Here is a 14,149-nt window from a genome sequence, read left to right as displayed (position 1 = left end):
GGGAAAAGCGCTGAGCGCTTCAGGCCCCTTCGACCAGCACGATCTCGCCGTCGGCGACCTTCTGGCGGATGGCGACCGCGCGCTGATATTCCGGCGAGTGGTAGCAGTCATGCGCGATCGCAAGCGATTCGAATTCGATGATCACGTTGCGGGCGCGGCCAGGCCCTTCGGCCAGCTCATGGGCTCCGCCGCGTGCCAGGAATTTCGCGCCAAAACGGTCGAAGGCGAGCTTCGAAGCGGCGATATACTCCTTGTAGCCTTCGGCATCGCGCACATCGACGCGGGCGATCCAGTATCCCTTGGGCATTGTTCTCTCCCTTATTCTATGCAGAGCGCATTTCGTCGAGGATCGCCTGCGCCGCCGCGCGGCGGTCGCTTGCCGCGACGATCGGGCGGCCGACGACGAGATGGCTGGCGCCGTTGCGGATCGCTTGCGCCGGCGTCACCACGCGCTTCTGGTCGCCATGGTCGCTGCCCACCGGCCGGATGCCGGGCGTCACCACCGCCATGTCGGGTCCGACGATGCGGCGCACCGCTTCGGCTTCCGCGGCCGAGCAGACGATGCCGCCCATGCCGGCATGCAGCGCCTGTTCCGAGCGCCGCAGCACCAGCGTGTGCGGGTCATATTCATAGCCGACATCGATCATGTCCTGCTCGTCCATCGAGGTCAGCACGCTGACGGCGAGCAGGCAAAGGTCGCTGCCCCTGGCCGCGTCCACGGCCGCACGCATCGCCTTGGGATAGGCGTGTATGGTCAGCATCGTCATGCCCATCTTGACGATGTTCTCGACGCCCTTGGCCACCGTGTGGTCGATGTCGAGCAGCTTCATGTCGAGGAAGATTTTTGTCCCGCCGCTGGCCAGCTCCCTGGCGAAGTCGAGCCCGCCGGCGAAGGCCAGCTGATAGCCGATCTTGTAGAAGGAGACGACGCCGTCGAGTTCGCGCACCGCCTGCTCGGCTTCCCGCACGGTCGGCACGTCGAGGCCGACGATCAGTCTTTCCTGGATGGACTGGGCCCGGATGGATTTGGCCTGCATGGTCGTGGCGGTCACGCCTCGATCCGGGTCGACAGCATGCGCGAGGTTTCGATCAGCGTGCGGCATAAATGCTCCATCGATTTGTACAGTCTTTCGTCACGGAAATTGCCGCCTTCGTCGAAGGCGTCGCCGCCGTCCGGCACCGAGCATTCCGGTGTCACCACCTCCATCTGGCAGCGTACCAGCACCGCGCGCAGATGGTTGATGCAGCGTATGCCGGCAAAATGGCCATTGGAGGACGAACACAGCCCGACGACCTTGCCGGCAAGCGGCCTGACCGATCGGCCGCCATCGCGGCGCACCCGGCTCACCCAGTCGATCGTGTTCTTGAGCAGCGGCGGGATCGAGCCGTTATATTCGGGCGTGGCGATCAGCAATCCGTCATGGGCTGAAATCAGACGGCCGAGTTTGACGGCGTTTTCGGGGACACCCTCCTCCTTCTCCAGATCCTCGTCGAGGATCGGCAAGGGATAATCGGCGAGCGAAATGCGGGTCACCTCGGCGCCCTGCACCGCAAGTTCCTTCTGCGCCACATCGGCGGTCCTGCCGCTATAGGCGCCGCTGCGCACCGAGCCGGCGAAGACGAGGATTTTCGGGATCACTGCCATTGCTTCGCAAAGAGAGTAGGCAGTGGGGAATAGGCAGTAGGAGATAAGCGGTTCCTGACTATTCCCTACTGCCTACTGCCTTATCCCTCTCTTCGATAGATCCACAGCTGCGTCGGCGGGATGTTGCGGAAGATGAAATCGAAATGCTTGACAGTGTAGTCGCCGCGGCCGGCCGGGATCGGCGACATCGGGCCATAGGTCAGCTGCACGATCGGGCGGCCCGCCGGGATGCGGTCGAGCAGGCTCTCTATATAGGCAATGCGCTGGGCGACCGGGAAATTGAGCAGCGGCACGCCGGACACGACGGAATCGAAGATCATCCCGCTCCTCTCGCCAAGCGTCGCGTTGAGGTTGAAGGCGTCGCCCTCGATGACGTTGACGCCGGGATAGAGCTGGCGCAGATGGCGCACGAAATCGGTGTTGTATTCGACGGCATAGAGGTTTTCGGGCCGTACGCCCTGAGCGAGGATGGCGCGGGTGATGACACCGGTGCCCGGACCGACTTCAAGCACCGGCAGGCCGGACCTGGGATTGACGATCGAGGCCATCTTGCGCGCGGTGATCGAACTGGTCGGCACGATCGAACCGACCGTCTTCGGCTTGTCGATCCAGCCCTTGAAGAATTTGAGTTCGTCGTCGAACTTCTCGGCAAGCGCCTTCCGCAGTCCGTGACCACGTGTCATGCAAGCTCTCCTCAAGGCTCCCCGCAAAGCTACTTAACATCTGGTTGACGCAAGGCAAGGCGTTGCGAGACGCATGTCGTGGATAAGATAGATTTCGTCGCGTCTCAAAACACGGCGCGTTTCATGCATTCCCGCGCCGTTCTTGCACTATCAGCGCTCGCCGAAAGACTCGAAAAAATCCTTCATGCGGGCGAAAAACCCGCTCGATTGGGGCGAATTGTCCTGCGAGGACAGCTGTTCGAACTCCTCCAGCAACTCGCGCTGGCGGCGCGACAGGTTCTGCGGGGTCTCGACAGCGGTCTGGATGTAGAGGTCGCCGACATTGGGCTGGCGCAGCACCGGCATGCCCTTGCCCTTGAGGCGGAACTGGCGGCCGTTCTGCGTGCCTTCGGGTACTTTCACCTTGGTCTGGCTGCCATCCAGCGTCGTCACCTCGAAGGAGCCGCCAAGGGCGGCCGTCGTCATCGAGATCGGCACCTTGCAATAGAGGTCGGCACCGTCGCGCTGGAAGAATTCATGCGGCTTCACCGCCAGGAAAATATAGAGGTCGCCCGAAGGCCCGCCGCGCAGGCCGGCCTCGCCCTCATTGGCAAGGCGGATGCGGGTGCCGTCCTCGATGCCGGCCGGAATGTTGACCGACAGCGAACGCTCCTCGGTGACGCGGCCCTGGCCGGCGCATTTCGGGCACGGATCCTTGATCGTCTGGCCGCGGCCCTGGCATTGCGGGCAGGTACGCTCGATCGAGAAGAAGCCTTGCGTGGCGCGCACCTTGCCGTGGCCATGGCACATCGAGCAGGTCACCGGCTGGGTGCCGGGCTTGGCGCCGCTGCCGGAGCATTCCGTGCAGGAGATCGAGGCCGGCACCCGGATCTGCGCGGTCTTTCCGGCGAAAGCCTCTTCCAGCGAGATTTCCATGTTGTAGCGCAGGTCGGCGCCGCGCTCGCGGCCGCCTGACGATCGGCGCTGGCGCCCACCCATCATGTCGCCGAAAATATCCTCGAAGATGTCGGCGAAGCCGCCGGCGCCAAAGCCTTGCGCGCCGCCATTCATGCCGCCCTGTTCGAAGGCGGCGTGGCCGAAACGGTCATAGGCCGCGCGTTTCTGCGGGTCCTTCAGCGTCTCGTAGGCTTCGTTGATTTCCTTGAACTTGTGCTCGCAGGAATGATCGCCGGGGTTGCGGTCAGGATGGAACTGCATGGCGAGCTTGCGAAAAGCGCTCTTGAGCTCCTTCTCGTCGGCGCCCTTTTGCACGCCCAGCGTTTCGTAGAAATCAGCTTTCATTTTTTCCCGCTGTCCGGATGCTCAACGTCTTGATGCATTGTTGCGTCTTTTGCCGGCACGCTGTCTCGATTTAGGATCGGTGCCGCCCGGATGCCAGTGCTGGCGTGCCTCTGTCCGGGTTTTTCTGTCGTTTTTTCGGGGAGGTCCCGCACTTTTCCGGCAAGGGTTGCAAAAAAGCCCGGCTTTATGCCGGGCTTTCCGCTTTATCTTGCCGTCAGGCGGCTCAGGCCGACTTCTTCTTGTCGTCGTCCTCGTCGATTTCCTCGAAATCGGCATCGACCACGTCGGAGTCCTTGGCGGCGTCCGCCTTGGCATCGGCTTCCGCCGCTTCCTTCTGCGAAGCCTCGTACATGGCCTGGCCAAGCTTCATCGAAGCTTCGGCAAGCGCCTGGCTCTTGGCCTCGATGTCGGCCGCGTCGTCGCCCTCGGCGGCGGTCTTCAACGCCGCGATGGCATCGGAAATCGCCGTGCGCTCGGCTTCCGAGACCTTGTCGCCATATTCCTTCAGCGACTTCTCGGACGAATGCACCAGCGCCTCAGCCTGGTTGCGGGCCTCGACCACGGCGCGCCGCTTCTTGTCGGTCTCGGCGTTGGCTTCGGCGTCCTTCACCATCTTCTCGATGTCGGCGTCCGAAAGACCACCCGAGGCCTGGATGCGGATCTGGTGCTCCTTGCCGGTGCCCTTGTCCTTGGCCGAAACGTTGACGATGCCGTTGGCGTCGATGTCGAAGGTGACCTCGATCTGCGGCACGCCGCGCGGCGCCGGCGGGATGCCGACCAGGTCGAACTGGCCGAGCGCCTTGTTGTCGGCGGCCATTTCACGCTCGCCCTGGAAGACGCGGATGGTCACGGCCGACTGCGAATCTTCAGCGGTCGAGAACACCTGGCTCTTCTTGGTCGGGATCGTCGTGTTGCGCTCGATCAGCCGGGTGAACACGCCGCCCAGCGTCTCGATGCCGAGCGACAGCGGCGTCACGTCGAGCAACAGCACGTCCTTGACGTCGCCCTGCAGCACGCCGGCCTGGATGGCGGCGCCGAGAGCAACGACCTCATCCGGGTTGACGCCCTTGTGCGGCTCCTTGCCGAAGAACTGCTTCACGATCTCCTGGATCTTGGGCATGCGGGTCATGCCGCCGACCAGGACCACTTCGTCGATCTCGCCGGCCTTCAGGCCGGCATCCTTGAGCGCCGCCTTGCACGGGTCGATGGTGCGCTGGACGAGATCCTCGACCAGGCTTTCGAACTTGGCGCGCGTCAGCTTCAGCGTCAGGTGCTTCGGGCCGGTCGCGTCGGCGGTGATGAAGGGCAGGTTGATCTCGGTCTGCGTGGTGGACGACAGCTCGATCTTGGCCTTTTCAGCCGCCTCCTTGAGACGCTGCAAGGCGAGCTTGTCGTTCTTCAGGTCGATGCCCTGTTCTTTCTTGAACTCGGCCGCCAGGTACTCGACTAGGCGCATGTCGAAATCCTCGCCGCCGAGGAAGGTGTCGCCATTGGTCGACTTCACCTCGAACACGCCGTCGCCGATTTCGAGCACCGAAATGTCGAACGTGCCACCGCCAAGGTCATAGACGGCAATGGTCTTGCCATCCTTCTTGTCGAGGCCGTAGGCGAGCGCGGCAGCCGTCGGCTCGTTGATGATGCGCAGCACTTCGAGGCCGGCGATCTTGCCGGCGTCCTTGGTGGCCTGGCGCTGGGCGTCGTTGAAATAGGCCGGAACGGTGATGACCGCCTTCTCGACCTTCTCGCCGAGATAGGCTTCCGCCGTTTCCTTCATCTTCTGCAGGATCATGGCCGAGATCTGGCTGGGCGACTGCTTCTTGCCGCCGGCCTCGACCCAGGCATCGCCATTGTCGCCCTTGACGATCTTGTAGGGGACAAGCTTCTTGTCCTTTTCCGTCACCGGATCGTCATAGCGGCGGCCGATCAGGCGCTTGACCGCGAAGATGGTGTTTTCAGGATTGGTGACCGCCTGGCGCTTGGCCGGCTGGCCGACCAGACGTTCGCCGTCGCCCGAGATGGCGACGATGGAAGGCGTCGTGCGCGCGCCTTCCGCATTCTCGATCACCTTGGGCTCCTTGCCATCCATGATGGCGATGCAGGAATTGGTGGTGCCGAGATCGATACCGATTACTTTTGCCATTTTTCTAGTCTCTCCTCTAAGCAGGCTTTCAGGACCCATGAAGGCGTTCCGACGAAAGCCCCTGTTCATAAGAAATCCCGTCCGGCCACCGGTGTCCCGGCGTCGCACGGCTTGGCGCGTATATAAGAACAGGCAGCATCGGGCGCAAGCATTCTGCGCAAGGCTTCCATGAACCTTTCCACCTCCGTCCGCGACAGAGGTCAAGGTGCCGCATGGTGCGGCCCGGAAAGGAAGCCCCCATGACCAGCAACCCAGAGGCTCTGAGGTCTCCGGGAACAACAGGAGCTCGACGCGACCACCGCCTTCGGGACGGGGTCGATGCGCTGGGCTTCCCGCTGATTCCGTTGACCCTGCGTAAGAGCAGGCGTATCGTGACAATGAGGAAAGCAGACAATTCGAGCAGGGAAGAACGAGCCGGACCGCCGCGCCTTGCCCTGGTTCGCGCGGCACAGCCGGAGGCTCCTCCCGCAGACTTCGGGGGGAGTTCCATGTCTTGCGATCACGGCCCGTTCGTGTCTTCTCGCATCAGCCGGTTGCACCGCCTGATCAAGGCAACCGGCGGACTTCTTGCGTTTGCCCTGACCGCCGGCCTTTGGCTTGGCGGCGTCGCCCGGGCGCAGGACACCCAGGTCATCTATCCCGGCTCGATGGCGGTCACCGGATTTTCCGGCACCATCATTCCGAATTTCGACGAAGGCCTGCCGCCCGGTGTCGATCCGGTCGACGAAACCTTCATCGACACCACGCGCGCCACTTTGCGCGTTTTCGACGTTTCGCATCTCGGCGGGCCGGCCTCGGGCCAGCTCGTCTTCACGCCGCCGCCCTTCGAGGTCACGGCCGGCCAGATCGGCCAGGTTTTCGGCCTCACCTATGATGACGGCGTGCGCGATGGCGTTCCGTCTGGCGTTCCCAATCTTTACGCCGCCGCCACCTCGCTGCACGGCATCCGCATCGTCACGCCCGATACCGACAGTGACGGCAGGCCGGAGCGGCAGCGCCGCGGCACGGCGGGCGCCGCCTTCATGGATGGCCAGTTCGGCACCGAAAACGGCGGCGGACCCGGCACCATCTGGAAGATCGACGGCATCACCGGCCAGGTCGCCAAATTCGCCGACATCGACACCAACAGCGGCCCCGGCATCGGCAATCTCACCTTCGATCCCAACCACCGCCAGTTTTTCGCCTCGGATCTCGACACCGGCCTGATCCATCGCATCGACGCCACCGGCAGATTGATCGACACGTTCGATCATGGCGTCGCCGGGCGCCCGGCGCATGGCCTGGCTCCCGTCGCCGACGACGGCGCGGTGATGGACATTCAGGGTGCTGCCTTCGACACCGAAGACCCCGAGACCTGGGGCTACACCCAGGACGAGCGCCGCGTCTGGGCCGTCTCCTACCATGGCGGCCGGCTCTACTATTCGGTCGGCGAAAAGTCGGAAATCTGGTCGGTGGGCATTGCCCGCGACGGCAGCTTTGCCGGCGACCCGCGCTGGGAACTGACGGTCAAGGCCGACAAGGACTACGCCGTCACCGACATCGCCTTCGACAACAGCGGCTTCATGTATCTCGCCCAGCGCGGCCCGGTCGAAAACCGTTATGATTACAGCCAGTTCGCGGATTCCGGCAAAGGCGAGGTCATCCGTTATTGGCGTGAGAATCCGGACGATCCGGCAACGGAATCGGTCTGGGTGGAAGTGCCGCAGGAATACGCGGTCGGTTTCCCGCAAGGCAACCGGCAGTCGGCCGGCGGCCTCGACCTGCAATATGGCTATGACGCCAACGGCAATCTCGACACCTCGGCATGCACGCAGACGCTGGTCAACACCGGCGACAAACTGCGCGACAATCCGACGCTTGCCGAGCAACTCGCCGCCGGCGGGCCGCTCGCCGTGCACGGCGTGCAGATCACGCCCAAGGACCTGGTCAAGCCGGCCAACGTGCCGCCCTTCGGTTCCTGGTTCGTCGATTTCGACGGCTATTTCGAGGATCCCGAGGTGGAAGGCCATGTCGGCGACGTCGCCGTCTGGCACCCCTGCGAGGGCCGCGCCGGCTACTATGAAGAAATCCCGGGCGGCTATCTGCCACCCTTCTACCCGCCGGACTTCCCACCGCCCGGCAATCTGCCTCCCTGTCTCGATGTCGACGACGTGCAATATTACTGCACGCCTTCGGGCCTCGAGGCCGATCTCTATCTCCATGACCATGCCGGCTTCGGCGGCGATTCGATCAAGGCCCAGTCCAGGACGCCAGGCGTCGCGGTGACGTCACCCATGTCGCATGCGCCCGGCAAGCCTTACACGATCGGCATCACCGGCCATTATCCGGGCGACAGAGTGGATGTTGGACTTTGCTTCTACAGGAAGTCCGACAAGGACAAGGGTGGCTACTACCCTTGCTGCAAGATGACCTTGCCGCTCCGCACCCCAGCCGTCAGCTGCGAACGTTGAGGAGGGGAAGATGAACAATCTCGCACTCTCCCCGCTCGCGCAAAACCACGCAACCGTCATGGAGACGATCATGAAACCCCTGTCATACGCCAGGCGCGGCGCGCGCTGGCTGATGGCGGCCGGTATCGCGGTCGCCATGCTAACCCCGTTCGCGAGCCACGCGGAAGACGCCGCTCCGATCACCCCGGAACTGAGGCTCGATCTCGACAATTCGCGCGTCGTCAATCCGAGGCCGGAGCGGGTCGTCCCGTTCTTCACCAAGCAAGGCACCCAGAGAGGCTGCGACTATGTCGTCTACTCCCTGAGCTTCGGCCTGCGCGGTGACCCGCAGGGTTTTGCCGATCCGGGCCTGGTGGGCTTGCTGAAGAAACTCAAGATCGAGTTCAAGGACCAGCTTCCGCACGGCCTTGCCATCGTCAACGTCAATGTGTCCGGCGACGGCACGGATGCCTCCGGCGGACCCCTGCCGAGCGCGACGATCAGCAATACGGCGGGTCCCAATGATACCGCCACGGTGTCCGATTTCCGGCTCTCCGCCGCCGATCTCGACGGCGCCGGTGCCGCCAATGAACGTGTCATCAATTTCCAGATCACCGCCAAGATCGACCATGCGGCGTTTCCCGCGCCGACGATCGTCGACAATCAGGGCTTGATCAAGGTGAGCAACGAAGCCGGCACCGGGACCATCATCCCGTCGCAGGATCCGAGCAAGCCTGACGATGGTGACTACAAGACCGGTGTGAAGACCTCGATCAAGATCGATGTCACCAAATGCAACCCGCCGCCACCACCTCCCGGCAAGGAATGCTTCAAGGTGGAACGCGGCACGGTCGATTGCGTGCCCGGCGGCGGCGCCTTCATCTACCACATGCCGGTCGGCCCGGAGATGGGCGGCAAGTGGGTGCAGGTGTCGACCACCACGCCTGGCATCACCATCATCCCCGACACCCAGCTGGTGCCGGTGGGCGGCGGTGTGCTCAACTGGAAGATCGTCGGCGCGTCGCCCGGCGACGTCATCCACCTCATCGTCACCGGGATCGAGACCTATGCCGGGCCGAAGGAGGGCTGGGGCCTGTGCTGCACGCAGACCATCGACATCGTCATCCCGCGTGACCAGCGGTGCCCGCCCAAGGACAAGGAGCCGGATCTCAAGGTCGAGAAACGCGCCGATGTCCCACGCTGCACCATGGCCGGCGGCTGCGACTTCACCATCAGGGTCACCAATGTCGGCACCGCGCCCTACAACGGCAAGATCGTGCTCGACGAGGTGACGCTGCCGGCCGGCTCGACGCTGAGTTCAGGGCCCAATCCGCCCTGGGTCTGCGTGCCCGGCACCACGCCGATGACATGCACCTATCCGGTGACCACGCTCAATCCGGGGGCCTTTGTCGACCTCAAGCTCGGCTTCAAGCCGGCCGGGGGCTGGCAAGGCAGTGCGCTGCGCAACTGCGCGACCTACAACTATGCCGCCAGCGGCAAGCCGCTGTTCGGCAGCCAGTCGAATGATCGTGGCTGCGCCTCGATCCCGATCTGCCGCCGTGGCGATCGTGACCGCGACTGCCAGCCGCCGGTCGAGAAGAAGGTCGACCTGATCCTGAAGAAGCGCGCGCGCATCCCGGTCTGCACGCCGGACGGCGTCTGCTACTTCGTGATCGACATCATCAACAACGGCACATCCACCTATAACGGGCCGCTGACGGTGATCGACAACTATCCTGGCGGCGCACCGAGCTCCTCGACCTTCGGGCCGAGCCCGCCCTGGACATGCGGTCCGAACGGCCCCGGCCAGTTCCGCTGCGACAATGCCGGCATCTCGCTGCCCCCGGGCGCCTCGACGCCGATCTTCGTCAAGGCGGTCATGCCGGCCGACTATCAGTCGGATACGGTCGAGAACTGCGCCGCGGTGAAGGCCATTCCCGGTGAGGTCGATCTCACCAACAACAAGGCCTGCGCCAAGGAACGCATCCGTCGTCCCAATGGCGGCAAGCCTGGCCTGCGCATCACCAAGGTGTGCAACGGCTCGCTGGCCGGTGCCGCGGTCGTCTCTTGCCGCATCACCGTCTCCAACGCCGGCACGGCCGCCCCCACCGGGCCGGTGCGGGTCAACGATGCCGCCACGCTGGTGTCGGGCGGCGCGCCCGTCCAGATCCAGACCGTCACCCCTGACGGCGCGGAATGGGCGTGCGGACCGGTTCCGGCCAACACGCTGTCGTGCCAGATTCCCGGCGCCGTCATGACGCCCGGAACCAGCAGGCACTTCGACGTCACGGTCTCGGCCAATGGCGAGTTCGAAAACTGCGCGCGCGGCTCCTATGGTCCGGCGCCTGGCGACGACATCGTCTATCCGATCGGCCAAGCCTGCGCCAAGGGCGGCGGCGCTTCGACCATCCGTGTCGAAAAGACCGGCGATCGCGAATGCCGGCTCGGCCAGCCCTGCTCGTTCGACATCACGATCACCAATGACGGGACGAGCCCCTTCTCCGGCCCGGTCCGCATCGGCGATGCGATCGGCGTGGAAGGTCTCGGCCGGCTGGACGGCGTCGCGATCACCTCGATCGATCCGCCCTTCGGCTGCTCGCCCGAACCGGCAACCCTGCCTCTGTCCTGCATCGCCAACCTGACGCTCGGCGCCGGCGAGAGCCAGTCGCATCATGTCACCGTGGTCATTCCCGACGACGGGCGTCTGGCCAACCTGCAGGGCAACGTCAATGGCCAGAACTGCGTTGGCGTCCTGTCTCCCGACACGCGAGTGCAGGACGGCGGCGACGTGCTGTCCAAGGATGCGGCCAATGTGCAGGGCGATCGCGGCAAGGCCTATGCGTGCCATCCCTTCATCATCACCCATGAGGTGAAGAAGGAATGCTCGCCGGGCTTCGTCATGAGCGATGCCGGCCGCTGCGTCTGCCCGGAAGGCACCACCTTCCGCAACGGCCAGTGCACCGGCGGCGGCACCAACATTCTGCCGACGCCACCGCCGCCGCCGAAGCGCTGCGTGCTGCTCGAAGGCCAGATCCGCACCGAGGACGGGCGCTGCATCTGCCCGCGCGGCACGGCGCTGGAGAACGGCAAGTGCGTCAGCACCAACAGGCCCGAGCAGTGCACCATCCGCGGCCAGATCCACGACGCCGACGGCTACTGCGTCTGCCCGCAAGGGACCGAAGTGCGCAACGGCGCCTGCCGTCCGATCCGGCCGAAGCCCCAGGAGTGCCGCATCCCCGGCCAGATCCGCAATGGCGATGGCGATTGCGTCTGCCCGCAGGGGACCGAGGTGCGCAACGGCGCCTGCCGTCCGGTGCGGCCGAAGCCTCAGCAGTGCCGCATCCCCGGCCAGATCCGCAATGGCGATGGCGATTGCGTCTGTCCGCAGGGCACCGAGGTGCGCAACGGCGCTTGCCGTCCGGTCCGGCCGAAGCCTGAGCAGTGCGCTGTCCGCGGTCAGGTGCACGATGCCAATGGCGATTGCGTCTGCCCGCGGGGTACCGAGGTGATCGACGGCGCATGCCGGCGCAAGCAGCCGCAACTGGAGCAATGCGACATACGCGGGCAGGTCCACAACAAGCGCGGCGAGTGTGTCTGTCCGCGCGGGACCGAGGTGATCGACGGCGCATGCCGCAGGCCCAGGCAGCAGACGGAGTGCGCGCCGGGCACCCAGATGATCAATGGCCAGTGCCAGCCGATCTTCAAGCGGCGCTGCCCGGAAGGCACGATTGGACGGTATCCAAACTGCCGTCCGATCCGGGGACAACCATCGCTTGAGATCAACCCGGGACTGCTGCTGCAGCAGGTGCTGCCACGGCGTCAGCCGCAGGTCGACCAGCAGCAGGATCCAGCACCAAATAGAATCCTGAAGCTCCAGCAGCAGTAATCAGCTGCTCGACGCCAGACCAGAAACCCGCCGGGGCAATCCGGCGGGTTTTTCTTCATGGCACCGGCAATGGGGGATCGCAGACGCGGCAACGCCACCCAAGCCTGTGGAGCCGCCACGTCTGCACCCTCGACAAGTCACCCGCCGGGCATTAGGCAGTCGGTCCAGAGTGACCGGTATGAAAAGGGCGCCCGGAAAGGCCGCAGGATGAGCAGAAAGACCTTGATCGCACCATCGGTGCTGGCTTCGGACTTTTCGAGGCTCGGCGACGAGGTCGAAGCCGTCGCGGCGGCAGGCGCCGACTGGATCCATCTCGATGTCATGGATGGCCATTTCGTCCCCAACATCACCTTCGGCCCGCCCGTCATCAAGGCGATCCGCAACCGCACCAAGGCCTTCTTCGACTGCCATCTGATGATTGCGCCGGCCGATCCCTACCTCGCCGCTTTCGCCGAGGCCGGCTGTGACGGCATGACCGTGCATGCCGAGGCCGGGCCGCATCTCGACCGTTCGCTGCAGACCATCAGGAATCTCGGCAAGAAGGCCGGTGTGTCGCTCAATCCGGCGACGCCGGAAACGATGATCGAATATGTGCTCGACCGGCTCGACCTGATCCTGATCATGACCGTCAATCCGGGTTTTGGCGGCCAGGCTTTCATCCCGGGGATCGTCGACAAGGTGAGAAGGGTCAAGGCGCTGATCGGCGACCGGCCGATCCGCATCGAGATCGACGGCGGTGTTTCGCCAGAGACAGCCCCCCTGGTCACGGCAGCCGGTGCCGACGTGCTGGTGGCGGGTGCGGCCATCTTCAAGGGCGGCAGCGTCGAAGCCTACCGCGCCAACATCGAGGCGATCAGGACAGCGGCCGACAAGGCCGCCGGCTAGAGCGTTTCACCATTTCACGCAAACGGCGGATCGCTCTAACGCTTTGTTTTGACGCAATTCCCAAGGGAAAGCGCTCCGCGCTTTTCCCGGGAAAACCGCTCACACTTTTCCTGGAATTGCTCTAACGCGCCGCCACGAATCGGATTCGCTGAAAGCCCTGATTGGGGCAAACCGCCCGCAGTCTTTGCGCGCGACAGAAAAGATGCTCGCACAGGCACACAAGAAACGGATAAACCTGCGTGTATACAAAACACGTTAAGTTTCTACTGGTTGTAGAGATGCGCAAGTTTCCACGATCAGATGCAGAGCGGGGTATATTTCTTTGTGCTTAAGTACAATAGCGCCATCTTCTGCTTGAGCCCCTTGACGCAGACATTGTATGGTACACGTACGGAAGATTCTTCTAGGACTCGCATTGCCCGGAAAATTGGGGACAAGGAGTCAACCTTGACATACGGAGCTGCCAATCTGAACGACGACGGCACAGGATCCAAGAGCACACTTGCCAGTACGGTCTACCAACGATTGCGGGAGGATCTTCTCAGCGGCGCTCTTGAAACCGAAAGCAAACTGCGGGTCGAGTGGGTTGTTTCCAAATATGGCGCCGGCGCTTCCCCGGTTCGCGAAGCTCTCAATCGCCTTGCCTCCGAAGGACTTCTTGGTCGCCACGACCAGCGTGGCTTCTTCATCATGCCGGTCAGTGCGGCAGAGCTCGAGGAGCTGACGCGCACCCGCTGCTGGCTCGAGGAGCGGGCGCTTCGCGAATCCATCGCTCACCGCACCGCGGAATGGGAAGAACAACTGGTGCTGGCGCTGCATCGCCTGGGCCGCGCGTCACGTCTTTCGCAGCAAGATCCCTCGTCGATCGATCCGGATTGGGAGAAATTGCATCGCACCTTCCATCGCGTGCTCATCTCCGCCTGCCGGTCGCACTGGCTCGTGGGTTTCTGCGATCAGCTTTCCGATCACGCCTATCGCTACCGGCAAATGGCCAATGGCGGCGAAAGCGTCCCGCGCGACGGTTCCGCCGAACACCGGCTGATCGCCGAATACGCGCTGGACGGCAATGCCGATGGCGCGGTCCAGGCCTTGATCGACCACTACCAGCTGACCGCTTCCATATGCATGGAGCGTTTCAAGCAAGGTGAAGTCTCAAAGGTCGCCGCCTCGGCCGCACGCGCCCGGCGGTAACGATCTTTC

At 63.9% G+C, this 14,149-nt stretch carries 10 protein-coding genes; 4 read left to right on the top strand and 6 right to left on the bottom strand.

Annotated features, from left to right (window positions below; all coding sequences use genetic code 11):
• Positions 1–19: 19 nt before the first annotated feature.
• The 6 genes from D3242_RS21740 to dnaK all read right to left on the bottom strand — a co-directional run bounded on the left by D3242_RS21740 (position 20) and on the right by dnaK (position 5,749).
• A complete protein-coding gene (locus tag D3242_RS21740) occupies positions 20–307 on the bottom strand; it encodes a DUF1330 domain-containing protein (RefSeq protein WP_019862362.1) in 288 nt (95 codons plus the stop codon).
• 16 nt (positions 308–323) lie between these two features.
• Complete coding sequence (gene pyrF / locus D3242_RS21735) at positions 324–1,037, bottom strand: orotidine-5'-phosphate decarboxylase (RefSeq protein ID WP_038653622.1); 714 nt, start codon at positions 1,035–1,037, stop codon at positions 324–326.
• A gap of 11 nt (positions 1,038–1,048) precedes the next feature.
• Positions 1,049–1,645: an NADPH-dependent FMN reductase gene (locus D3242_RS21730; RefSeq protein WP_019862364.1), complete on the bottom strand. Its 597-nt coding sequence runs from the start codon at positions 1,643–1,645 to the stop codon at positions 1,049–1,051.
• Positions 1,646–1,725: 80 nt separating this feature from the next.
• Positions 1,726–2,328, bottom strand: a complete 603-nt coding sequence (gene pmtA / locus D3242_RS21725; RefSeq protein WP_019862365.1) for a phospholipid N-methyltransferase PmtA — start codon at positions 2,326–2,328, stop codon at positions 1,726–1,728.
• Between the two features lie 150 nt (positions 2,329–2,478).
• The gene (gene dnaJ / locus D3242_RS21720; protein WP_019862366.1) at positions 2,479–3,609 is read right to left on the bottom strand and encodes a molecular chaperone DnaJ; all 1,131 of its coding nucleotides are present in this window, start codon (positions 3,607–3,609) and stop codon (positions 2,479–2,481) included.
• Positions 3,610–3,832: 223 nt separating this feature from the next.
• Positions 3,833–5,749 (bottom strand): molecular chaperone DnaK, encoded by a 1,917-nt coding sequence (gene dnaK, locus D3242_RS21715; protein ID WP_010912682.1) that lies wholly within the window; start codon positions 5,747–5,749, stop codon positions 3,833–3,835.
• A gap of 212 nt (positions 5,750–5,961) precedes the next feature.
• Here dnaK and D3242_RS21710 point away from each other — a divergent pair, with 212 nt between their 5' ends.
• The 4 genes from D3242_RS21710 (at position 5,962) to D3242_RS21695 (ending at position 14,140) form a co-directional block, all read left to right on the top strand.
• Positions 5,962–8,199 carry an NHL repeat-containing protein gene (locus D3242_RS21710; protein ID WP_064985334.1) on the top strand — a complete coding sequence of 746 codons (2,238 nt, stop codon included), beginning with the start codon at positions 5,962–5,964 and terminating at the stop codon, positions 8,197–8,199.
• Positions 8,200–8,209: 10 nt separating this feature from the next.
• The gene (locus D3242_RS21705; RefSeq protein ID WP_064985333.1) at positions 8,210–12,064 is read left to right on the top strand and encodes a DUF7929 domain-containing protein; all 3,855 of its coding nucleotides are present in this window, start codon (positions 8,210–8,212) and stop codon (positions 12,062–12,064) included.
• A 207-nt stretch (positions 12,065–12,271) separates the two neighbouring features.
• The gene (gene rpe / locus D3242_RS21700) at positions 12,272–12,949 is read left to right on the top strand and encodes a ribulose-phosphate 3-epimerase (protein ID WP_019862369.1); all 678 of its coding nucleotides are present in this window, start codon (positions 12,272–12,274) and stop codon (positions 12,947–12,949) included.
• A gap of 447 nt (positions 12,950–13,396) precedes the next feature.
• Positions 13,397–14,140 (top strand): GntR family transcriptional regulator, encoded by a 744-nt coding sequence (locus D3242_RS21695; protein WP_064985332.1) that lies wholly within the window; start codon positions 13,397–13,399, stop codon positions 14,138–14,140.
• The last annotated feature ends 9 nt before the right edge of the window (positions 14,141–14,149 follow it).

It is taken from the genome of Mesorhizobium jarvisii, assembly GCF_003601985.1.
Classification (GTDB): domain Bacteria; phylum Pseudomonadota; class Alphaproteobacteria; order Rhizobiales; family Rhizobiaceae; genus Mesorhizobium; species Mesorhizobium jarvisii.
The sequence above is the reverse complement of the archived record's forward strand: the minus strand, read 5'-3'. Positions and strand labels throughout refer to the sequence as shown.

Coding starts and splice junctions, on each gene's coding strand:
- D3242_RS21730 (WP_019862364.1), bottom strand. CDS start 1,645: ATGGCAGTGATCCCGAAAATCCTCGTCTTCGCCGGCTCGGTGCGCAGC.
- pyrF (WP_038653622.1), bottom strand. CDS start 1,037: ATGCAGGCCAAATCCATCCGGGCCCAGTCCATCCAGGAAAGACTGATC.
- D3242_RS21705 (WP_064985333.1), top strand. CDS start 8,210: ATGAACAATCTCGCACTCTCCCCGCTCGCGCAAAACCACGCAACCGTC.
- dnaJ (WP_019862366.1), bottom strand. CDS start 3,609: ATGAAAGCTGATTTCTACGAAACGCTGGGCGTGCAAAAGGGCGCCGAC.
- D3242_RS21740 (WP_019862362.1), bottom strand. CDS start 307: ATGCCCAAGGGATACTGGATCGCCCGCGTCGATGTGCGCGATGCCGAA.
- pmtA (WP_019862365.1), bottom strand. CDS start 2,328: ATGACACGTGGTCACGGACTGCGGAAGGCGCTTGCCGAGAAGTTCGAC.
- rpe (WP_019862369.1), top strand. CDS start 12,272: ATGAGCAGAAAGACCTTGATCGCACCATCGGTGCTGGCTTCGGACTTT.
- dnaK (WP_010912682.1), bottom strand. CDS start 5,749: ATGGCAAAAGTAATCGGTATCGATCTCGGCACCACCAATTCCTGCATC.
- D3242_RS21710 (WP_064985334.1), top strand. CDS start 5,962: ATGGTGCGGCCCGGAAAGGAAGCCCCCATGACCAGCAACCCAGAGGCT.